Origin of the sequence: Brachybacterium epidermidis (assembly GCF_015209585.1) — a bacterium.
Taxonomy (GTDB): domain Bacteria; phylum Actinomycetota; class Actinomycetes; order Actinomycetales; family Dermabacteraceae; genus Brachybacterium; species Brachybacterium epidermidis.
Genome location: NZ_JADEYR010000011.1, coordinates 1 through 21,397, shown reverse-complemented (window position 1 = coordinate 21,397; position 21,397 = coordinate 1). Strand labels below are relative to the sequence as shown.

Genomic DNA, 21,397 nt, shown 5'->3' with positions numbered 1-21,397 from the left:
TGTTCTCAGGAGCACCTACGGGCGTTCCCGAGCCCCAGGGCGCGCACCCGTACACGCTTCTACAGATGGGTTGACATGCGTAAAGCCAAGATCGTCTGCACACTTGGTCCGGCGACCAACACCTACGAGCAGATCCGGACGCTGATCGAGGCGGGGATGAACGTCGCCCGGATGAACCTCAGCCACGGTACCTACGACGATCACGAGCAGGTCTACGCGAACATCCGTCGCGCCGCCAAGGACCTCGACAGCAACGTGGCCGTGCTGGTGGACCTGCAGGGCCCCAAGATCCGCCTGGGCAAGTTCGAGAACGGCCCCCACCAGCTCGAGGTGGGAGAGACCTTCGTGATCACCACGGAGGACATCGTCGGCACGAAGGAGCGCGTCTCCACCACCTTCAAGGGCCTGCCCGGCGACTGCCGCCCCGGCGACGTGCTGCTGATCGACGACGGCAAGGTCACCGTCCGCGTCACGGACGTCTCCGACACCGACGTCACCACCGTCGTGGAGGTCCCCGGCCCGGTCTCCAACAACAAGGGCATCAACCTGCCCGGCGTCGCCGTGTCCGTCCCCGCCATGAGCGAGAAGGACATCGCCGATCTGCGCTGGGGCCTCAGCCTGGGCGCCGACATGATCGCCCTGTCCTTCGTGCGCGATGCCCACGACATGGACGACGTGCTGCGCATCATGCAGGAGGAGGGCCGCCGCGTCCCCGTCATCGCCAAGATCGAGAAGCCGCAGGCGGTGCGGGCGCTGCGCTCCATCGTCGGCGCCTTCGACGGCATCATGGTGGCCCGCGGCGACCTCGGCGTGGAGCTGCCGCTCGAGCAGGTGCCGCTGGTGCAGAAGCGCGCCATCGAGCTGGCCCGCCGCAACGCCAAGCCCGTGATCGTCGCCACCCAGGTGCTGGAGTCGATGATCACCAATCCGCGGCCCACCCGCGCGGAAGCCTCGGACTGCGCCAACGCGATCCTCGACGGGGCCGACGCCGTCATGCTCTCCGGTGAGACCAGCGTGGGCGCCTACCCCTTCGAGGCCGTGCGGACCATGGCCCGCATCATCACCAACACCGAGCAGAACGGCGCCGACCGCATCATGCCGCTGGGCACCATCCCGCACACCCGCGGCGGTGCCATCACCCGCGCTGCCGCGGAGATCGGCGATCAGCTCTCCGCCCAGTACCTGGTGACCTTCACCGAGTCCGGGGACACCGCCCGCCGTCTGGCGCGCCTGCGTCCCACGATCCCTCTGCTGGCCATGACGCCCTACGAGGAGGTCGCCCATCAGCTCGCCCTGACCTGGGGCGTCGAGGCGCACCTGGTGCCCATGCAGAAGGACAGCGACGCCATGGTGGGCGTGGTCGACGAGCTGCTGCGCGAGCAGAAGGGCCTGCAGAACAACGACCTGGTGGTGGTGGCCGCCGGTTCGCCCCCCGGCGTGCACGGCTCCACCAACTCGCTGCGCGTGCACCGCATCGGTGACCTCTCCGGCAGTGAGTCCGCCCGCATCGAGGCGGATCGCATCGCCGCCGGGCCCGAGCAGGCCTGAGACGAGGACGACGGCGGTGGCACCCGGTCGCAGGACCGGATGCCACCGCCGTCGTCGACAGGTGCCGGGTGCGGGATTCGAACCCGCACGCCCTCGCGGACAGTGCATTTTGAGTGCACCGCGTCTACCGTTCCGCCAACCCGGCTCAGCCGCTCCATCGGGGGCTGGACTAGGATAACGCTGATGACCACCGGATCGGACCGGCAGGGGTTCCCTCTGGCCGTGCCGGCCCCTCGACCGAGACACAGGGTGACATGAACGACGAGACCCCCACTTCCCCCGACGACAAGCCGCGTCGCACTGCGATCGTCGCGGAGGACGAGTCCCTGATCCGGATGGACATCGTCGAGACCCTCACCGAGGCCGGGTTCGAGGTGATCGCCGCGGTCGGGGACGGCGAGAGCGCCGTCGCCAAGACCCGCGAGCTGCGACCGGACGTCGTGGTCATGGACGTGAAGATGCCCCAGGTCGACGGGGTCACCGCGGCCGAGCGCATCGGCGAGGAGTCCCTCGCCCCGGTGGTGATGCTGACCGCGTTCTCGCAGGCCGAGCTGGTCGAGCGGGCCCGGGACGCCGGAGCCATGGCCTACGTGGTCAAGCCCTTCACCCCGGCGGATCTGCTCCCCGCGGTGGAGATCGCCATCTCCCGCCACGCCCAGATCACGCAGCTCGAGTCCGAGATCCAGGACCTCGGCGAACGGTTCGAGACCCGCAAGCGCGTGGACCGCGCCAAGGGGCTGCTGCAGACCAACATGGGCCTCAGTGAGCCCGAGGCGTTCCGCTGGATCCAGAAGACCTCCATGGATCGCCGCCTGACCATGCGTGAGGTCGCCGACGCCGTCGTCGATCAGCTCGGCGGGGGTCAGGGCAAGGACTGACCTGCCGCCGGGGGAGCGGAGAAGGAGCTGGGGGATGGCCATCTCGCGACGCGCACTGATGGGCACGCTGGGCGCGAGCGTGCTCGGTGCGGGGGCTCTCAGTGGCTGCGGTGAGGGTGGTGTCCGCAGAGGCAGGAGGGGGCGTCGGCCCACCACCACCGCGCCCACGGCGAAGCCGTTGGAGGAGCCGGAGCAGGCACTCATGCTCGGCTCCATCGGCGCCACCCACGGCCGCACCGCGCCGTTCGAGAAGGCCATCGCCACCGCCATCGCCGAAGCGATGATCGATGTCAACGCACGCTACGACGGGCTGTTCGGTCAGAAGGTCCAGATGGTCCCCCGCCACGTCATGGCCGATCCCGGGGAGGACATCACCGAGGCCGTGAACGCCCTGGCCGACGAGGGCGTCACGGCGGTGATCAGCTCCCTGGACGAGGCGGCGCTGCAGGCTGCCCTACCGGTCTTCGTGGAGCGGGGCATCGCGGTGATCGACGTGATCACCTCGGGCACGAGCGTGCGCGAGGAGGTCGACTCCGCGGGCATGCTGGTGCGGCTGTCCCCCAACGATCGGGTCACCGCCGGCAGCCTCGCCGAGCAGGCCCTGTCCGGGGGGACCTCTGATCGCGCCGGCAAGCGCGGCACCGTGGTCTACCTCTCGGAGGACACCGAGCAGGGCAAGAGCCTCGAGGCCGCCCTGACCGAGGTGCTGCAGCCCGCCAACGGCGGCATCGTCCACACCCACTTCTACGCACCGGGCGACATGGGCGACATCGCCCCGATCGTGGAGGCCGTGGTCTCGAACCACCCCGCACTGCTGGTGATCAACGGGGGCCCGGAGGCGGGGCCCTTCCTCTCGGCCCTGTACACGGCCACCCTCGACGAGGGGAACCGCCCCACCCTGGAGATCCCCGCCTGGCTTAGCCCGGCCGCCACGGTGGACTACTCCAGTGCCGAGCTGGCGCCGGAGGCCATGACCCGCGCCACCGGCTGGGAGCCGGGGGGTGCGGTCACGACCGATCACGAGCTCATGATGATCAACGTGGACCCCGGCTTCCTCACCACCGGGTACGCCTACTCACAGCAGGGCTACGACGCCGTCGTGCTGGCCTGTCTGGCCGCCCAGAGCGCGCTGTCCGTCGCCGGCAGCGACATCGCCGCGTCCGTGCCCAAGGTGCTGGTCGGGGACGCCGAGTGCACCGATTTCGGCCTGTGCCGCAACCATCTGCGCAATGCGGTGGCCAACAATCAGCGCGCCACGATCAGCTACCAGGGACGCATGGGCGCCGTGGAGATCGGCAGCAGGGGCGATGCGGGCAAGGGCACCCTGCGCACGTACTCATGGAACGAGGCGGGTGCGCTGACGGCTCCGGGCACCAGCACCTTCGAGGAGGCCCCCGGCTGAGCAGCCCGCTCAGCGCGCAGGGAGCAGCATGGTGGAGACCGTGACCGTGCTCAGCAGCGTGCCGCCCTCGTCGTGCACATCGACCAGGTAGGTGGCCACCTGGCGCCCCCTGTGCCGGGCCGTGCATCGGGCTGTCACGGTGCCCTCCCGTGCGGAACGATGGTGGGTGGCGGCCACATTCGTGCCCACGGCCTGGGCGCCCTCGCCGTGCACCGCCCGCGCCTGCAGGGTCGCAGCCAGTGAGGCGATGGTCTCCGCCAGCGCGATGGTGGCACCGCCGTGCAGCAGGCCGGCCGGCTGGGTGTTGCCCGCCACGGGCATCGTCATGGCGCCGCCCTCGGGGCCCAGGTCGAGCACCTCCATCCCGCAGCGCTCCACCAGGGTGCCGGCCAGCAGCGCCGCGAGCTCCGGGGGCAGGGGGACTCGATCCGATGTCGTGGTCATGCGCTCAGCTTCCCACAGGGCCGGACCCGAAGCGTGGGAGACTGCTGCCCATGAGTGCGAGCGAGCAGCGGATCCTTCTCATCGACGGTCACGCGATGGCCTTCCGGGCGTTCTTCGCGCTGCCGGCGGACAGCTTCACCGACGGCCGCGGGCAGTCCACCAATGCCGTCTACGGCTTCACCCGCATGATCATCAACGTGGTCGCCTCCGAGCAGCCCACCCATGTGGCGGTCGCTTTCGACCTGCCCGGTGGCACGTTCCGCGACCGCATCTACGACCAGTACAAGGCCGGTCGCGAGGTCACCCCGCCCGAGTTCGAGGGGCAGATCGGCTTGATCCAGCAGGTGCTGGACGCCCTCGGTGTGCCGTGGTTCACCGTGGAGGACTACGAGGCCGACGACATCATCGCCACCCTCGCCACCCGTGCGGAGAAGGAGGGCGGCCAGGCGCTGATCGTCTCCTCGGACCGCGATGCGATCCAGCTGGTCGGTGAGCACGTCACGCTGCTGCAGCCCGTCAAGGGCGTCACCGAGCTGCGCCGGATGGACCCGGCGGCGGTGGAGGAGAAGTACGGCATCCCCCCGGAGCGCTACCCGGATCTGGCGGCCCTGGTGGGGGAGAGCGCCGACAACCTCCCCGGCGTTCCCGGAGTGGGCCCGAAGACCGCCGCGAAGTGGATCACCGCCTACGGCGACCTGCAGGGGATCCTTGCCCATGCGGAGGAGATCAAGGGCAAGGCCGGCCAGTCGCTGCGCGACAACGTCGAGGCCGTGGAGCGCAACCGGCGGATGAACGCCGCGGTGACGGACCTCGACCTGCCCCTGGACCCCGACCGCTATCTGCTGGGCCGCGGTGACGCCGTCGCCCTGAACGCCGTGTTCGACGAGCTCGCCTTCGGCCCCACCATCCGCCGCGACGTGCCCGCGTCCCTGCTGGCCGAGGGCGATGCCGCCTCCGCGGTGCCTGAGCGCTCCCTGCCCGCGCTGCAGCAGCCCACGGGGCAGCAGGTCGCCGAGGTGCTGGCGCGCGACTTCGCCGGTGGCGCGGCACTGGCTGTCGACGGCAGCTGGGACCTCGGCGAGGGCGACGCCGCGATGCTGGCCCTGGCCACCCCGGGGGCCCTGGCCGTGATCGACCTGGTGTCCCTGGACGACGAAGCCGAGCGCGCACTTGCCGGATGGCTCGCGGACCCGGCCGTTGCGAAGTGCGCGCACGACACCAAGCTCACCACCCATCAGCTGCGCGGCCGCGGCCTGGAGGCGGCCGGGTGGAGCACGGACCTGGCGATCGCCGAGTTCCTGTGCCGTCCCGATCAGAGGCCCACCGATCTGGCGGGACTGACCCTGCGCCATCTGCAGGAGGACCTGCAGGTCACCTCGGCCGCCGCACAGCAGGAGCTGGACCTGGACCAGGAGGACTCCGGTGCGGACTTGCTGGCCCGAGCGGCGGACGCCGTGGACAGACTGGGCTCGCACCTGCGCACCGACCTCGAGCAGCACGCGGCCGTCTCGCTGCACGACGACCTCGAGCTCCCGCTGTCCCGCGTGATCGCGGTGATGGAGGCCACCGGCATCGCTGTGGACGACTCCGTGCTGGCCGATCTCGACTCCCAGCACGAGATCGAGCAGGAGCGGGTCGCGGAATCGGCCTACTCGCACCTGGGTGGGGATCGCATCAACCTGGGCTCGCCCAAGCAGCTGCAGGAGGTGCTGTTCGAACGGCTGGGGATGCCCAGGACCCGCCGCACCAAGACAGGCTTCTCCACGGATGCGGAGTCCCTGGCCGATCTGCACGAGAAGACCCAGCACCCGTTCCTCACGGACCTGCTGGCGCACCGGGATGTGACCAAGATGCGCCAGATCATCGACACCCTGCGGCGCTTCATCTCCCCGGCCGGACGGATCCACACCACGTTCCACCAGAACATCGCGGCCACCGGGCGGCTGTCCTCGAACAACCCGAACCTGCAGAACATCCCCACCCGCACCGAGGAGGGGCGCCGCATCCGCTCGGCCTTCCGCCCCTCGGACGGCTTCGAGTCGCTGATGACGGCGGACTACTCGCAGATCGAGATGCGCATCATGGCGCACCTGTCCGAGGACGAGGGGCTTATCGAGGCCTTCCGCTCCGGGGAGGACCTGCACCGGTTCGTCGCCTCGCGAGTGTTCGACGTGGCACCGGAGGACGTCGACGCCCCGATGCGGTCCAAGACCAAGGCCGTGAGCTACGGGCTGGCCTACGGGCTGAGCGCCTTCGGCCTGGCCCGCCAGCTGCGGATCTCCCAGGCGGAGGCGACCGCACTGCGCGACGGCTACTTCGAGCGCTTCGGCGGTGTGCGGGACTACTTGCGCGAGAGCGTCGAGAAGGCCCGGGCGATCGGATACACCGAGACCATTCTGGGCAGGCGTCGACCCTTACCGGATCTGACCAGCGACAACCGCCAGCGCCGTGAGAACGCGGAGCGGGTGGCGCTGAACTCCCCGATCCAGGGCAGCGCCGCCGACATCATCAAACTGGCGATGCTGCGCGTGGACGAGGGCCTGCGCGAGGCGGGCCTGGATTCACGCGTGCTGCTCCAGGTGCACGACGAGCTGGTGCTCGATGTGGCTCCGGGCGAGGAGGAGCGGCTGCGGGAGATCATCACCGCCGGGATGGGCGGGGCGTACGAGCTGTCCGTCCCCCTCGAGGTGGGCATCGGGGTGGGTCCGAACTGGCTGGCCGCTGCGCACTGAGCGGTCCGCGACGGGGACGAAGCTCACACCTGGCCGCACTGACCGGACCGGTCCCGCCCGTGCCAGCACGCCGCAGGGCTGGTAGGCTTGTCCAGGTCTGTGCTCAGTCGTGCCCGTCTGCTGTCCTGGGCTCCACGGGGATCCATTGGAGCCCACACGAAGACCGTGTCCACGACTGATCCACGGATCGGCCCACGGGCCGAGCATGCCCCTGACCCTACTCATTTCCTGTCCCGACGGAGTTCTCGACTACATGACCGACACCACCACCCCCCAGATCGCCATCAACGACATCGGTAGCGCCGACGACCTCATGGCCGCCATCGATTCGACCATCAAGTACTTCAACGATGGCGACATCGTCGAGGGCACCGTGGTGAAGGTGGATCACGACGAGGTCCTGCTGGACATCGGCTACAAGACCGAGGGCGTCATCCCCTCGCGCGAGCTGTCCATCAAGCACGACGTCGATCCCGGCGAGGTCGTCGGCGTCGGCGACGAGATCGAGGCCCTGGTCCTCCAGAAGGAGGACAAGGAAGGCCGTCTGATCCTGTCCAAGAAGCGCGCCCAGTACGAGCGGGCCTGGGGCACGATCGAGCAGATCAAAGAGGACGAGGGCGTCGTCACCGGCCACGTCATCGAGGTGGTCAAGGGCGGCCTCATCGTCGACATCGGCCTGCGCGGCTTCCTCCCGGCCTCCCTCGTCGAGATGCGCCGCGTGCGCGACCTGCAGCCCTACGTCGGCCAGGAGATCGAGGCCAAGATCATCGAGCTGGACAAGAACCGCAACAACGTGGTGCTCTCCCGCCGCGCCTACCTGGAGGAGACCCAGTCCGCGGTCCGCTCCGACTTCCTGCAGACCCTGCAGAAGTCCCAGGTGCGCGAGGGCGTCGTCTCCTCGATCGTCAACTTCGGTGCCTTCGTGGACCTGGGCGGCGTCGACGGCCTGGTGCACGTCTCCGAGCTGTCCTGGAAGCACATTGACCACCCCTCCGAGGTCGTCGAGGTGGGCCAGAAGGTCAAGGTCGAGGTCCTGGACGTCGACATGGACCGCGAGCGCGTCTCCCTGTCGCTGAAGGCGACCCAGGAGGACCCGTGGCAGCTGTTCGCCCGCACCCACGCGATCGGCGAGGTCGTGCCGGGCAAGGTCACCAAGCTGGTGCCCTTCGGTGCGTTCGTTCGCGTGGAGGACGGCATCGAGGGCCTGGTGCACATCTCCGAGCTGGCCCAGCGCCACGTGGACCTGCCCGAGCAGGTCGTCACCGTCGACCAGGACGTCTTCGTCAAGGTCATCGACATCGACCTCGAGCGTCGCCGGATCTCCCTGTCCCTCAAGCAGGCCAACGAGGGTGTGGACCCCGAGGGTGACGACACCACCTTCGACCCGGCCCTGTACGGCATGGCCGCCGAGTACGACGAGAACGGCGAGTACAAGTACCCCGAGGGCTTCGACCCGGAGACCAACGAGTGGCTCGAGGGCTACGACAGCCAGCGCGAGGAGTGGGAGGCCCAGTACGCGGCCGCCTACGAGCGCTGGACCGCCCACAAGACCCAGGTCGCCGAGGCCATCAAGGCCGACGAGGAGTCCGCGAACGCTCCGGCTGCCGCCTCCACCTCGTCCTCCTCGGAGTCCGCTCCGGCGAGCCAGTCCTCCTACCAGTCCTCCTCCTCCGACGAGGGCACCCTGGCCTCCGACGAGGCCCTGGCCGCTCTGCGCGCCAAGCTCACCGGCAACTGATCGCCGGCTGATCCCAGCAGTACGACGGGGCGTCACCTTCGGGTGGCGCCCCGTCGTCGTGCGTGCGGAGGATCCACCCGCGCGTGGCTGGGACGGTGCTGGGCTGGGGCAGGGCTGGGGCGCGAGCGCGATCGGTGCGAGACTGGATCCATGACCACTGCACTCGAGGAACGTCCCATCCACTCCTGGCTCACCGACATGGACGGCGTGCTGGTGCACGAGGAGGAGGCCCTGCCCGGCGCCGCCGAGTTCATCTCCGAGCTGGCGCGCTGCGGGCGCCGCTTCCTGGTGCTCACCAACAACTCGATGTTCACCCCGCGGGACCTGCGGGCGAGGCTGGCCCGCGCGGGGATCGACCTGGAGGAGGACGCGCTGTGGACCAGTGCCCTGGCTACGGCGCGGTTCCTGTCCGAGCAGTCCCCGGGCGGCACCGCTTACGTGATCGGCGAGGCCGGCCTCACCAGCGCGATGCACGATGAGGGCTTCATCCTCTCGGACGTGGACGTGGAGTTCGTGGTGCTGGGGGAGACCCGCACCTACTCCTTCGAGGCCATCACCCGCGCCATCCGCCTGGTGGGAGAGGGCGCGAAGTTCATCGCCACCAATCCTGACGTGACCGGCCCCAGCCCCGCCGGCCCGCTGCCGGCCACCGGGGCCGTGGCCGCCATGATCACCGCGGCCACCGGCATCGAGCCGTACTACGTCGGCAAGCCGAACCCGCTGATGATGCGCACCGCACTGAACCGCATCGAGGCGCACTCCGAGACGACGGTGATGATCGGCGACCGCATGGACACCGACGTGAAGTCCGGCCTCGAGGCTGGCTTGCGCTCCATCCTGGTGCTCACCGGTTCCACCCGGGCCGAGGCGATCACCAGCTTCCCGTACCGGCCCACCGCCGTGCTCCCCTCCATCGAACAGGTGGTACCGCTGGTGGAGCAGATGTCGCCCAGCAGGGCGCAGGAACTCGGGGAGGACTGACCCGGCGACCCACCGGGAACAGGCACGGCGCACCACGGAGCGGACCCCCGGGCCCACCACCGGTCAGACGTGGGAGAATCGCCTCCATGCTGCGTTGGCTCACCGCCGGGGAATCCCACGGCCCCTCCCTCATCGCCCTGCTCGACGGCGTCCCCGCCGGGATCGAGCTGACCACCCAGGACCTGCGGGACGCCCTGGCCCGGCGCCGCCTCGGCCACGGCCGCGGGTCCCGCCAGAAGTTCGAGCAGGACGCCCTGACCGTGCACGGCGGGATCCGGCACGGGCTCACCCTCGGCTCCCCCCTGGCGGTGGAGATCGGCAACTCGGAGTGGCCCAAGTGGGAGAAGGTGATGAGCGCCGATCCCGTGGCCCGGGAGGACCTGCTGATCGACGCCGGCACCGGGGACGAGCGGGAGATCGCACGCAACAAGCCGCTGACCCGCCCCCGCCCCGGCCATGCCGACCTCGCCGGGATGCTCAAGTACGGCTTCACCGAGGCCAGGCCCGTGCTGGAGCGCGCCAGCGCCCGGGAGACCGCGGCCCGGGTGGTGGCCGGTCGGGTCGCCGCCGCGCTGCTGGAGCAGGCCGCCGGGATCCGCCTGGTCTCCCACACCCTGTCCGTCGGCCCCGTGCGCGTGCCCGAGGACGCACCGCTGCCCACCCCGGACGACGTCGAGGCGCTGGATGCCGATCCGCTGCGCTGCCACCACCCTGCCACCTCGACGGCCATGGTCGCCGAGGTCGATGCGGCCAAGTCCGAGGGGGACACCCTGGGCGGTGTGGTCGAGGTGCTCGCCTACGGGGTGCCCGTGGGGCTGGGCTCGCACACCCAGTGGGACCGGCGGCTCGACGGCCGCCTGGCCCAGGCGATCATGTCCATCCAGGCGATGAAGGGGGTGGAGATCGGTGACGGGTTCGCCACCGCCGCCCGCCGGGGCTCCGCTGCGCACGACGAGATCCTGGCAGGCTCCGGAAAGGACGCCGCCGGGGGCATCCATCGCGGCTCCAACCGTGCCGGCGGCCTCGAGGGCGGCATCAGCAACGGCCAGGTGATCCGAGTGCGGGGGGCGCTCAAGCCCATCTCCACCGTTCCCCGGGCACTGCGCACCGTGGACGTCGCCACCGGCGAACAGGCCACCGCCAACCACCAGCGCTCCGACGTCTGCGCGGTCGCCCCCGCGGCCGTCATCGCCGAGGCCGTGGTGGCGCTCACCCTGGCCGATGCGCTGCTGGAGAAGACCGGTGGGGACAGCATCGCCGAGATCCGCGCCCATCTCGAGGGCACCGACGAGCTGCAGGCGGTGCTCGCTCAGCCGCGCGAAGGGGCGCGGTGAGCCCCACCGCGCTCACCGCCGTGCTGATCGGGCCGATGGCCGCCGGGAAGACGGCCGTGGGCCGCGAACTCGCGCGTCGGCTTCGCGAGCCCTTCGCCGACCTCGACGCCCTGATCGTGCAGGAGGCAGGCAAGCCGATCCCGCAGATCTTCGCCGAGGACGGCGAGGACCACTTCCGCGACCTGGAGGCACAGCTGCTGGCGGTGGCCCTCTCCACCCGCACCGGGGTGCTGGCCCTGGGCGGCGGGGCCCCGACGCGACCGGAATCGGCGGCACTGCTGCGGGGCTGCCCGGTGGTGCTGCTGCAGGTCGACGAGCAGATCGTGCAGGCGCGGCTCCGCCGTGCACAGGACAGGCCGCTGCTCAGCGGCGAGGACCCGCTGCGCCGCTGGCGCGAGATCAGCGAGCGCCGCATGCCGCGCTACCGCGACCTGGCATGCTGGACCGTCGACTCCGACGGCAGCCCGCCGGCGGCCGTCGCCCGCCGCATCCATGACCTGATCCTCGAACGCGAAGCGAAGGTGAGTCCGTGAGCTCCACGACCATTCCCGTCACCACCCCGACTGGCGGCTATGACGTCACCATCGGGCGCGGCCTGCTGCGGGAGGTCCCGGCCCATGTTCCCGAGCGGGTGCGACGCATCGTGGTGGTGCACCAGCCCAGCCTGCGCACCGTGGCCGAGGAGCTGCGGGAGGCGCTGTCCACGGGCGCCCGGCAGGCGTTCCTGGCCGAGGTGCCCGACGGTGAGGAGGCCAAGACGGCCCAGGTGGCCGGGTTCCTGTGGCAGGTGTGCGGGCAGGCCGAGATCGGCCGCACCGACCTGATCGTCGGTCTCGGCGGCGGCGCCGCCACGGACCTGGCCGGCTTCGTGGCCGCCACCTGGCTGCGCGGCGTGGACGTGCTGCAGATCCCCACCACGGTCGCAGCCATGGTGGATGCCGCCGTGGGCGGCAAGACCGGGATCAACACCGCCGAGGGCAAGAACCTGGTGGGTGCCTTCCCCCCGCCGATCGCGGTGGTCGCGGATCTCGACGTGCTGGCGGGACTGGGCGCGAACGACGTCGCCGCGGGCCTGGCCGAGGTGGTCAAGGCCGGCTTCATCGAGGACCAGCGGATCCTGGAGATCGTGGAGAAGGACCCGGCCGCATGCCTGGACATCGCCTCGGATGCGTTCCGGGAGATCGTGGAGCGATCCATCCGGGTCAAGGCACGGGTGGTCTCCGCCGATCTGCGTGAAGCGGGGGAGCGGGAGATCCTCAACTACGGGCACACCCTCGCCCATGCCATCGAGCGCAATGAGCGCTACCAGTGGCGCCACGGTGCAGCCGTGGCCGTGGGCATGATGTTCGCCGCCGAGCTGTCCCACCTGGCCGGCAAGCTCTCCGAGGCCGAGGTGGACCGCCACCGGGACGTCCTCACCTCGCTCGGCCTGCCGATCACCTACCGGGGCCGGCAGTGGCCCAAGCTGGAGGACTCCATCAAGCGCGACAAGAAGACCCGTGCCGGCCTGCTGCGCTTCGTGGTGCTGGACCGGATCGGCCGCCCCTCCCGCCTGGAGGGACCGGACCCTGCCCTGCTGCTGTCCGCCTACGCCGCCATCACCCAGGAGTGACCATGGGGGCGACGGTGACCGTGCGGGGGGTGGAGCTCGGGGCAGGCCGCCCCGAGATCATCGTCCCGCTCACGGGGGCGCAGGAGCAGGTGGTCCTCGATCAGGCGGCCGCCGCCGCAGGCACCGTTGCACGGGTCCTGGAATGGCGCACCGACCTGTACGCGCCGGGCTCGGGGACCGTCGAGCACCGGGACGCGGTACGGAACCTGCTGCCCCAGCTGCGGGAGAGCATCGGTGAGGAGCGCTGCCTGCTGGTCACCCTGCGCACCGCCGCGGAGGGCGGGGGGCGCGCGCTGACCGATCACGAGCTGGGGGACCTGCTGGAGGCGGTGGTCTCCACCGGGCATGCGGACATGGTGGACGTGGAGACGTCGCGGGATCCCGAGGTGGTGCAGCGGGTGGTGAGGGCAGCGCAGCAGCATCGCGCGGTCGTCGTGGGCTCCTTCCACGACTTCGGGGCCACACCCGGCGAGGACGAGCTGGTGGCGCTGCTGCAGGCTCAGCGACGCATGGGCGTCGACGTGCCCAAGGTGGCCGTCATGCCGCAGCACCCGCAGGACGTGCTGCGCCTGCTGGCCGCGAGCACCCGGGTCGCGGCCGCGCAGGAGGGGCCCCACATCGCGATCAGCATGGGGTCGCTGGGCGCGGTCAGCCGCGTGGCCGCGGAGGCGTTCGGCTCGGCCGCGACGTTCGCGACGGCCGGGGAGGCCTCGGCCCCCGGCCAGCTCGCGGTCGATGACGTGGAGCGGATGCTGGAGCTGCTGCGTCCCTGAGAGCGGACCCGGGTCTCAGTGCCCGATGGGGTCGGGGATCTCCTCGCCGTCCTGGCCCTTCCGCACCCAGGCGCCCTCCTCGGCCTGCATCTCCTCGTCGACCTTCGCCTCGATCCTCTCGTCCACCTTCTCCTCGACCTGCTCCTTGATCTCCTGGTCGACGGGGGTGTCCTCCACCGCCTCAGGGATCAGATCGGGGCCCTCCTCCCCGAGGATCCGGGTGGCGTACTCCTCGGCGCTCTCCTCGTAGTTGGAATCAGCCGCGAGATCGTCCTCGTTCGCATCCACGATGGAGATCGCCCCGGTCTCCTTTGCCACCTTCGCGCGCTCGGCCCGACGGATCCTGCGCACCATGGACTTCAGCTGGGTGGCGGACATCGTGACCTCCCACTCGCTGTGAGCGGGCAGAGTCCAGCGGCGCCAGGCGGCCAGCATCGCCAGACCGGAGCCGGCGGCCGCCGCGACCACCACCCAGACGGCGTCGAGGCCGAGAGCCACCACCGCCCAGGTCAGCACCGCCGTCACCACGGCACCGGTGGCGTACAGCGGCCCGCCGCCGAAGACGGCCGGGATGCGGCCCACCAGGACATCGCGCATGATGCCGCCACCGGTGGCACTGGTGAGCCCCAGCAGGATCGCCGGGAGCACGTCCAGCCCGTAGCCCAGGGACTTCGCGGTGCCCGTGGCCGCCCACAGTCCCATGGCGGTGATGTCCATTCCCGTGACGATGCGGCGCCACCAGGCGCGCTCGGAGTTCACCACGAAGGCGAAGGCGGAGCCGGCCAGGGCGCAGGTGAGGTACCAGGGGCCGGAGAACGCGGCGGGCACCCCGTAGTCGAGGATCAGGTCGCGAACGAGGCCACCGCCCAGCCCCGCGATGATCCCGATGATCGCGAAGCCCATGGCGTCGAAGTTGAGCCGGGCCGCCAGACCACCGGCGGCCACGCCCATCACGAACACGCCCAGCAGGTCCAGGGCGCGCAGCACGTCGTTGGTGATCAGCAGTTCGAGCGGGTCCACGTGATGACGGTAATGCTGATCCCGCGGTGATGGCCGTGCTGCGCGCCTGCACGTGGCGAAGGTGACGCCCCATCGGCGCGAGTGCCCGTAGCATCGGGGGATGAGCAGTGTTCAGCGACCGCTCCTGCGCATCGGGCTGACCGGTGGTATCGGCTCCGGGAAGTCCACGGTGGCGCGCATCTGGCGCGAGACCGGGCACACGGTGATCGATCTCGATGCGCACTCACGGGCCGTGCTGGATGTGCCCGGCGCCGGTGTGGAGGAGGCCGTGGCGCGCTTCGGGGAGGAGTACCGGGCGCCCGACGGCACCATCGACCGCTCTGCCCTGGCCACCCTGGTGTTCGCCGATGCCCGGGCGCGAGCGGATCTCGAGGCGATCGTGCTGGGGCGGGTCGACGCGGCGGTGCGTGCCGAGGAGGAGGCCGCTCGCGCGGCGGGCGCGGCGCTGGTGGTGCACGACAACCCCCTGCTGCTGGAGAAGCATCGCGAGGGCGAGTACGACGCGGTGGCCGGGGTGATCGCCCGTCACCGCGACCGCATCGACCGAGTGGTGCGCGACCGCGGCCGTGATCGCGGCTACGTCGAGTCGGTGATGGCCGCCCAGGTGACCGATCTGGAGCGGATCCATCGCTGCCACCTGCTGATCCTCAACAACGCCGGGATCCAGGAGCTGCGGGAGCGGTCACTGAGGGCACTCGAACGTGCGCGCATCATCGCGCAGGCGCGGGGGTCGAGTACCGGTGCGCGCAACGGCACAGGGCGGTTCGTCAGCACCGCGACGTAGCATCGACGCATGCGTCCTGTCACCGATCTGGTCCGCGCCGAGCACCCCTTCGAGGTCGTCTCGGACTACACGCCCTCCGGCGATCAGCCGCAGGCCATCAAGGAGCTCACCGAGCGGATCAACCGCGGCGAGCAGGACGTGGTGCTGCTGGGCGCCACCGGCACCGGCAAGAGCGCCACCACCGCCTGGCTGATCGAGCAGCTGCAGCGGCCCACCCTGGTGATGGCCCACAACAAGACCCTCGCCGCCCAGCTGGCCAGCGAGTTCCGCGAGCTGCTGCCCCACAACGCGGTGGAGTACTTCGTCTCGTACTACGACTACTACCAGCCCGAGGCGTACGTCCCGCAGTCGGACACCTACATCGAGAAGGACTCCTCCATCAACGCGGAGGTGGAGCGACTGCGCCACAGCGCCACCAACTCCCTGCTCACCCGGCGCGACGTGGTGGTGGTCTCCTCCGTGTCCTGCATCTACGGCCTGGGCACCCCCCAGGAGTACGTGGACCGCATGGTGCGGCTCTCCCGCGGGGACGCCCTGGACCGTGACGAGCTGCTGCGCCGCTTCGTGGACATGCAGTACGACCGCAACGACGTGGCCTTCGAGCGCGGCACCTTCCGGGTGCGCGGCGACACGGTCGAGATCATCCCCATGTACGAGGAGCTCGCACTGCGCATCGAGTTCTTCGGCGACGAGATCGACGCCCTGTACACGCTGCACCCCATGACCGGTGAGGTGATCCGCGAGGAGGATCAGATCCACGTGTTCCCGGCCTCCCACTACGTGGCCGGTCCCGAGCGCCTGGCCCGCGCGATCGACTCGATCGAGGTGGAGCTGGGAGAGCGACTGGAGGAGCTCGAGAGCCAGCAGAAGCTGCTGGAGGCGCAGCGCCTGCGGATGCGCACCGGCCACGATCTGGAGATGCTGCGGCAGACGGGCAGCACCAACGGCGTGGAGAACTACTCCCGCCACCTGGACGGCCGCGGCCCGGGCACGCCGCCCAACACTCTGCTGGACTACTTCCCCGAGGACTTCCTGCTGGTGGTCGACGAATCCCACGTGACGATCCCGCAGATCGGTGCCATGTTCGAGGGGGACCGCTCCCGCAAGCGCACGCTGGTGGACTTCGGGTTCCGCCTGCCCAGCGCCCTGGACAACCGGCCCCTCACCTTCGGCGAGTTCACCGAGCGCACCGGGCAGACGGTCTACCTCTCCGCCACTCCCGCGGACTACGAGCTGGAGCGGTCGCACGGCGTGGTCGAGCAGATCATCCGCCCCACCGGCCTGGTCGACCCCGAGGTGATCGTCAAACCCGTGAAGGGACAGATCGACGATCTGCGCGAGGAGATCGAGAAGCGGGTCGCCGCCGATGAGCGCGTCCTGGTCACCACCCTGACCAAGCGCATGGCCGAGGACCTCACCGACTACCTGCTGGAGAACGGCGTGCGGGTGCAGTACCTGCACTCCGACGTGGAGACCCTGCGTCGCGTGGAGCTGCTGCGGTCCCTGCGCAAGGGCGAGTTCGACGTGCTGGTGGGCATCAACCTGCTGCGCGAGGGCCTGGACCTGCCCGAGGTGTCGCTGGTGTCGATCCTCGACGCCGACAAGGAGGGCTTCCTGCGCTCGCGCACCTCGCTGATCCAGACCATCGGCCGTGCCGCCCGCAACGTCTCCGGGCAGGTGCACATGTACGCGGACACCGTCACCGAGTCGATGCAGTCGGCGATCGACGAGACCAACCGTCGCCGTGAGAAGCAGATCGCGTACAACACCGAGCACGGGATAGACCCCACCCCGCTGCGCAAGCGCATCGCGGACGTCACCGACATGCTGGCCCGGGAGGACATCGACACCGACACCCTGATGTCCACCGACTACCGCTCCGGCAAGGAGCGGGTGGCCCGGGACCGTGCCCGCGCCAATGCGATCGACGCGGTCAGCGGCCGCACCGTGGACCTGGGAGACGACCCGGTGGGTGCGCTCACCGGCATGATCGACGAGATCACCGCCCAGATGCACCAGGCGGCGGAGTCGTTGCAGTTCGAGGTTGCTGCCCGCCTGCGCGACGAGGTGCAGGAGCTGAAGAAGGAGCTGCGGCGCGTGCAGCGCTCCTCCTGACCGCTCACTTCTCCTCGGAGCGCTCGGTGATCGCGAGGTCCAGGGGGAAGTCGATACCGCTGCCGGGGAACAGCAGGAGCCCGGCCGCGTCGGCCGCTTCCTGGATGGCGTGAGCGGCCTGCTCGGCCTCCGCGGCGGGAGCGTGCACGATCACCTCGTCGTGCAGGAAGAACGCCAGGTGCGCGCGGCGCGCGAACGCGGGACCTGACGCCCGCGCCGCCTGATTCTCCGGCACCTCCTCGAAGCGCGACAGGGCCAGTCGCAGCCCGGCCATCCAGCTCAGTGCCCATTCCGCGGCGGTGCCCTGCACCACGAAGTTGCGGGTGAAGCGTCCCCGATCGCGCGCCGAGCGGCGGGTCCGCTCCTGTTCGGCAGTCGAGGCGTCGGGCAGGTTCGCGGCCTGCTGTGCCGAGGTCCACGCGGCATCGGCCGGGGGAGAGGAGCGGCCCAGCCAGGTCGATACCGTGCCCCCGGCCTCGCCCAGCCGAGCGGCGTCGTCCACCAGGGCCATCGCCCGCGGGAACGTGCGCCGCAGTCGCGGAACGATCCGGCCGCTGTCCCCGGTGGTGCCGCCGTACAGGGCACCCAGCACCCCCACCTTCGCCTCCTGGCGGGTGGCCACCACGCCCGCGGCGACGATCCCCGCGTACAGGTCGGTGCCGGCCCCGGCCCTGATCATGCCCTGGTCGTTCGCCATTGCCGCCAGCACCCGCGGCTCCAGCTGGGCGACGTCGGCACTGACCAGGCGCCACCCGGGGTCGGCGCGCAGCGCGGGTCGCAGCTGACGGGGGATCTGCAGCGCGCCACCGCCGCTGGAGGCCCACCGCCCGGTGACCACGCCCCCGGGGACGTACACCGGCCGGTACCGGCCCTCGTGCACCCATTCGTCCATCCACGCCCACCCGTTCGCCGTCAGCAGCCGCACCATCTTCTTGTACTGCAGCAGCGGCGCGATCGCGGGATGCCCGTGCCCCATGAGCTCCCACTGCGAGGTTGACCGCACGTCGACACCGGCCCGGTGCAGAGCGCGCAGCAGCCGCGGCTGGGACTCGATGCTCAGCAGCGGATCGCCCAGAGCGTCCCGCACCTGCGCGGCCTTGTGCGCCACAAGCTCCGGCACCTGCCCGAAGCGAGGCCGGGGCCCCAGCTGCTCGGTGAGGATGCGATCGTGCTCGGCGACGTCCCAAGGGATCCCGGCGGCCTGCAGTTCTGCGGCGATCAGCGCACCCGCGGACTCCGCTGCGACCAGCAGTCGCAGCCGAGCCCGGTCACTGCTCAGCTCCCTCGCGCTCTCGATGGCGGCGCGCTGACGGGTGAACTCGGCGAGGACCTCGTCGATGCCCGCGGGCACGGCACCGCGCGCGGCGGTGCCGTTGTCCACGTCGAACAGGGTGGCCCCGGCCGACGGTGACTCCGTGACCGGGGGCAGCACGGGCACGTCCCAGGCGTCGGCGCCGCGGATCGGCGCGTGATCCTGCACGCGCTGCGAATGCCGCAGGATCGTGTGCACCAGGCGCAGGTCATGGCAGCGCTCCACGCGGATCCCGGCGGCGAGCAGCTGCGGGTACCACGCGGCGGCATCGGCCCACACCCAGCGCGGTGGCGAGGCCCCGTCACGGCGGGCGGCGCCCTCCTGCTGCGCCACCAGCTCCGGGAGCTGTGCGGCATCGAGCTGCGTGGTGCTGATGGGGCTGCCGTCGGCCGTGAGCTCCACCAGGGCGAGGCGGCCGTTCGGCAACCCTCCCAGCACGCACCAGCGCGCGGCAGCGCTGCGCGGGGGTGGAGGAGGTCGGTCCGTTCGCATCCCACCCCCGTCCTCTCGGCTCGGGAACCACAGTACTGACATCCGGGACCTCCGACCTCTGGCGGCCGGCCACGCACCGGGAATACGCTGACATCACCGCCTTGTAAATTGCTTAACAACGGAGGTCCTCCCCATGCCCACCACCATCTTCACCAGCCCCTCGACGTACGTGCAGGGACCCGGCGTGCTCGAGGAGCTCGGCACCCATCTGGCCCCGCTCGGCGCAAACCCCTTGATCGTGGCCGACGACACCGTGTGGGACCTGGTCGGCGAGTCCGTCAGCGCCGGACTGAAGGCCGCCGACATCGCCTTCGAGCGCGTGGGCTTCGGTCGCTACGCCACCCCCGAGGCCGTGGACTCCCTGGTGGAGAAGATCCGCTCCGGCAGCCACGGAGTGATCGTGGGCCTGGGCGGCGGCTCGGCCATCGACGCCGCCAAGGCCGCCGGTCACCTGGCCGACATCCGCTGGGCGTCCGTCCCCACCGCCGCCTCCTCCGATGCTCCCACCTCGGCCCTCTCGGTGATCTACACCGAGGACGGCGAGTTCCTGGAGTACCGCTTCTTCCCCCGCAACCCCGACCTGGTGCTGATCGACACCGCGGTGGTCGCGAACGCCCCGGTGCGCTTCCTGGTGGGCGGCATCGGTGACGCCCTGGCCACCTGGATCGAGGCTCGCGCCACCGCGCGAGGACGCAGCGACACCATGGCCGGTGCACGCCCCACCCGTTCGGCGACCGCACCGGCGCACCTGGCCTGGGAGCTGCTGCACGAGAACGCACTGGCCGCCATCGATGCCGTCGAGGCGAAGGCCGTCACCCCCGCCCTGGAGGCCACCGTGGAGGCCTGCACCCTGCTGTCCGGGCTGGGCTTCGAGTCCGGGGGCCTCGCCGCGGCCCATGCGATCCACAACGCCCTGACCGCCGCCCCGCAGGCCCACGGCCTCACCCACGGGGAGAAGGTCAACCTGGGCACCACGGTGCAGCTCATCCTGGAGGGAGCCGAGCGCGAGGAGATCGAGGACTTCATCGAGTTCAGCACCCTGGTGGGCCTGCCCACCACCCTCACCGAGGTGGGCCTGACGCTGGAGGACGAGAAGGAGCTGCGCGCCGTCTCCGAGGCGGCGGTGGTGGAGGGCGAGACCATCCACGCGATGCCCTTCGAGGTGACCGCGGAGATGGTGTACACGGCACTGCGCGCGGCCGAGCAGCTCTCCCGTCGGGTGCGGGCCCGGCGCGGACTGCCGGAGCCGGAGCTGCACACCGCGCACTGAGCGCGCGAGACCGACCGATCGCCTAGCGGCCCCCGCGCAGACCCGGGGGCCGCTGCGGCGCCCGACGACGCACCGCCACCCCCACCATCATCGCGAGGACGGCCAGCGCGGTCGCCGCCGCGAGCACCGCACCGTAGGGAGCGGGAGAGGTCTCGCCGTGCCGCTGCAGCAGCAGCTGGAAGGCCACACCCGTCAGGGCCAGCATCACCGCCTGCGCGAGCGCCTCCGCCATCTGCAGCGCGGCGGAGTTGCGACCCTGCCGGGAGGCATGGGAGCGGCGCATGGTGAGGATCGAGGTGGAGGTGTAGGAAAGGCCCATGCCCAGCCCGGTCGGGCACCAGGTCAGCCCGGCCAGCCAGGGGGAGTGGTGCGTGAGCAGCACTGCCGCGGTCGCGGCCGTGCCCACCGCCATCGCCGCGGCCCCCGCGGAGATGCGCACCCGTTCGGGCAGCATCTCCCGGCCCGCCATCCACGAACCGGTGAACCAGGTAATGGTGGTGACGGTGAGGATCAGGCCGGCGTGGGCCGCGCTCATCCCGTACCGCGCCACCAGCTGCAGAGGCAGGTACACCTCAGCCAGCACGAACGAGGCCGCCAGCACGCCGCGCGCCAGCACCAGGCGCCCCACCCGGTCCGGGGACAGCAGCACGGTGCGCGGCAGCAGGCGCGGCACGGCGACGACCACGACGGCGACGGCCACCGCCAGCAGTGCCACGGTCACGGGGGAGAGCGAGCCGTCGGCCTGCTCGCCGATCACCGACAGCGCGGCCACCCCCAGGGCTGCAGCGCAGGCCGCCAGCACCGGGGGCCGAGGTGCGCGCGAGGTCGCACCGTCGTCGGCCGAGGCATCACCGGGCACGGAGGCCGCGCCCGTCGGGTCCTGCAGCAGCAGCCTCGCCGGCACCACCAGCAGCGGCACCGCCAGGAACACGATCCTCCAGCCCACGGTCTCGGTGACCCAC

General features: G+C 70.9%; 17 protein-coding genes and 1 tRNA gene. 13 read left to right on the top strand and 5 right to left on the bottom strand.

The genetic code is table 11. The features are described 5' to 3' along the window. Positions 1-75 precede the first annotated feature (75 nt). Positions 76-1,548, top strand: a complete 1,473-nt coding sequence (gene pyk, locus IOE58_RS10130; protein ID WP_193866271.1) for a pyruvate kinase — start codon at positions 76-78, stop codon at positions 1,546-1,548. A 62-nt stretch (positions 1,549-1,610) separates the two neighbouring features. On the opposite strand, the gene IOE58_RS10125 is transcribed toward pyk, so the two are convergent. Further along, positions 1,611-1,693: transfer RNA gene (locus IOE58_RS10125), tRNA-Leu, on the bottom strand. Positions 1,694-1,802: 109 nt separating this feature from the next. Between IOE58_RS10125 and IOE58_RS10120 the strand changes: the two genes are divergently transcribed. Next, positions 1,803-2,426, top strand: coding sequence for an ANTAR domain-containing response regulator (locus IOE58_RS10120; RefSeq protein WP_193866270.1), 624 nt, complete (start codon positions 1,803-1,805; stop codon positions 2,424-2,426). 34 nt (positions 2,427-2,460) lie between these two features. Beyond that, positions 2,461-3,828 carry an ABC transporter substrate-binding protein gene (locus tag IOE58_RS10115; RefSeq protein WP_193866269.1) on the top strand — a complete coding sequence of 456 codons (1,368 nt, stop codon included), beginning with the start codon at positions 2,461-2,463 and terminating at the stop codon, positions 3,826-3,828. A 9-nt stretch (positions 3,829-3,837) separates the two neighbouring features. On the opposite strand, the gene IOE58_RS10110 is transcribed toward IOE58_RS10115, so the two are convergent. Next, on the bottom strand, positions 3,838-4,272 hold the full coding sequence (locus tag IOE58_RS10110) for a PaaI family thioesterase (protein WP_193866268.1): 435 nt from the start codon (positions 4,270-4,272) through the stop codon (positions 3,838-3,840). A 50-nt stretch (positions 4,273-4,322) separates the two neighbouring features. Here IOE58_RS10110 and polA point away from each other — a divergent pair, with 50 nt between their 5' ends. From polA to aroD, 7 genes are all read left to right on the top strand, one after another. Continuing rightward, complete coding sequence (gene polA, locus IOE58_RS10105) at positions 4,323-7,004, top strand: DNA polymerase I (RefSeq protein ID WP_193866267.1); 2,682 nt, start codon at positions 4,323-4,325, stop codon at positions 7,002-7,004. Between the two features lie 253 nt (positions 7,005-7,257). Further along, complete coding sequence (rpsA, locus tag IOE58_RS10100; protein ID WP_193866266.1) at positions 7,258-8,742, top strand: 30S ribosomal protein S1; 1,485 nt, start codon at positions 7,258-7,260, stop codon at positions 8,740-8,742. 150 nt (positions 8,743-8,892) lie between these two features. Beyond that, entirely contained in the window at positions 8,893-9,723 is an 831-nt protein-coding gene (locus IOE58_RS10095) for an HAD-IIA family hydrolase (RefSeq protein WP_193866265.1), read from the top strand. Between the two features lie 86 nt (positions 9,724-9,809). Then, a complete protein-coding gene (gene aroC, locus IOE58_RS10090) occupies positions 9,810-11,057 on the top strand; it encodes a chorismate synthase (protein WP_193866264.1) in 1,248 nt (415 codons plus the stop codon). Beyond that, on the top strand, positions 11,054-11,590 hold the full coding sequence (locus tag IOE58_RS10085; protein ID WP_193866263.1) for a shikimate kinase: 537 nt from the start codon (positions 11,054-11,056) through the stop codon (positions 11,588-11,590). Before aroC ends, IOE58_RS10085 begins: the two co-directional genes overlap by 4 nt. After that, positions 11,587-12,669 carry a 3-dehydroquinate synthase gene (aroB, locus tag IOE58_RS10080; RefSeq protein ID WP_193866262.1) on the top strand — a complete coding sequence of 361 codons (1,083 nt, stop codon included), beginning with the start codon at positions 11,587-11,589 and terminating at the stop codon, positions 12,667-12,669. The genes IOE58_RS10085 and aroB overlap by 4 nt, the downstream gene beginning before the upstream one ends. 2 nt (positions 12,670-12,671) lie before the next feature. Next, entirely contained in the window at positions 12,672-13,442 is a 771-nt protein-coding gene (gene aroD / locus IOE58_RS10075) for a type I 3-dehydroquinate dehydratase (protein WP_193866261.1), read from the top strand. A gap of 15 nt (positions 13,443-13,457) precedes the next feature. Here the strand turns inward: aroD and IOE58_RS10070 are convergent, their stop codons facing one another. Then, the gene (locus IOE58_RS10070; protein WP_193866260.1) at positions 13,458-14,462 is read right to left on the bottom strand and encodes a TRIC cation channel family protein; all 1,005 of its coding nucleotides are present in this window, start codon (positions 14,460-14,462) and stop codon (positions 13,458-13,460) included. 100 nt (positions 14,463-14,562) lie between these two features. Here IOE58_RS10070 and coaE point away from each other — a divergent pair, with 100 nt between their 5' ends. Together coaE and uvrB are read left to right on the top strand one after the other, a co-directional pair. Next, entirely contained in the window at positions 14,563-15,246 is a 684-nt protein-coding gene (coaE, locus tag IOE58_RS10065; protein ID WP_193866259.1) for a dephospho-CoA kinase, read from the top strand. A gap of 9 nt (positions 15,247-15,255) precedes the next feature. Continuing rightward, positions 15,256-17,361, top strand: a complete 2,106-nt coding sequence (uvrB, locus tag IOE58_RS10060; protein ID WP_193866258.1) for an excinuclease ABC subunit UvrB — start codon at positions 15,256-15,258, stop codon at positions 17,359-17,361. A 4-nt stretch (positions 17,362-17,365) separates the two neighbouring features. Here uvrB and IOE58_RS10055 read toward each other — a convergent pair whose 3' ends face one another. Beyond that, positions 17,366-19,165, bottom strand: a complete 1,800-nt coding sequence (locus IOE58_RS10055) for a bifunctional 3'-5' exonuclease/DNA polymerase (protein ID WP_193866257.1) — start codon at positions 19,163-19,165, stop codon at positions 17,366-17,368. Positions 19,166-19,298: 133 nt separating this feature from the next. Here IOE58_RS10055 and IOE58_RS10050 point away from each other — a divergent pair, with 133 nt between their 5' ends. Further along, positions 19,299-20,435: a glycerol dehydrogenase gene (locus tag IOE58_RS10050; RefSeq protein ID WP_193866256.1), complete on the top strand. Its 1,137-nt coding sequence runs from the start codon at positions 19,299-19,301 to the stop codon at positions 20,433-20,435. Between the two features lie 22 nt (positions 20,436-20,457). Here IOE58_RS10050 and IOE58_RS10045 read toward each other — a convergent pair. After that, positions 20,458-21,397 (bottom strand): MFS transporter (locus IOE58_RS10045; protein ID WP_348981943.1); only part of this gene is annotated, 940 nt, incomplete at its 5' end.

Excerpts from the sequence above, each read along its gene's own strand:
- pyk (WP_193866271.1), top strand. The coding sequence starts at position 76 with ATGCGTAAAGCCAAGATCGTCTGCACACTTGGTCCGGCGACCAACACC.
- IOE58_RS10120 (WP_193866270.1), top strand. The coding sequence starts at position 1,803 with ATGAACGACGAGACCCCCACTTCCCCCGACGACAAGCCGCGTCGCACT.
- IOE58_RS10115 (WP_193866269.1), top strand. The coding sequence starts at position 2,461 with ATGGCCATCTCGCGACGCGCACTGATGGGCACGCTGGGCGCGAGCGTG.
- IOE58_RS10110 (WP_193866268.1), bottom strand. The coding sequence starts at position 4,272 with ATGACCACGACATCGGATCGAGTCCCCCTGCCCCCGGAGCTCGCGGCG.
- polA (WP_193866267.1), top strand. The coding sequence starts at position 4,323 with ATGAGTGCGAGCGAGCAGCGGATCCTTCTCATCGACGGTCACGCGATG.
- rpsA (WP_193866266.1), top strand. The coding sequence starts at position 7,258 with ATGACCGACACCACCACCCCCCAGATCGCCATCAACGACATCGGTAGC.
- IOE58_RS10095 (WP_193866265.1), top strand. The coding sequence starts at position 8,893 with ATGACCACTGCACTCGAGGAACGTCCCATCCACTCCTGGCTCACCGAC.
- aroC (WP_193866264.1), top strand. The coding sequence starts at position 9,810 with ATGCTGCGTTGGCTCACCGCCGGGGAATCCCACGGCCCCTCCCTCATC.
- aroD (WP_193866261.1), top strand. The coding sequence starts at position 12,672 with ATGGGGGCGACGGTGACCGTGCGGGGGGTGGAGCTCGGGGCAGGCCGC.
- coaE (WP_193866259.1), top strand. The coding sequence starts at position 14,563 with ATGAGCAGTGTTCAGCGACCGCTCCTGCGCATCGGGCTGACCGGTGGT.
- uvrB (WP_193866258.1), top strand. The coding sequence starts at position 15,256 with ATGCGTCCTGTCACCGATCTGGTCCGCGCCGAGCACCCCTTCGAGGTC.
- IOE58_RS10055 (WP_193866257.1), bottom strand. The coding sequence starts at position 19,165 with ATGCGAACGGACCGACCTCCTCCACCCCCGCGCAGCGCTGCCGCGCGC.
- IOE58_RS10050 (WP_193866256.1), top strand. The coding sequence starts at position 19,299 with ATGCCCACCACCATCTTCACCAGCCCCTCGACGTACGTGCAGGGACCC.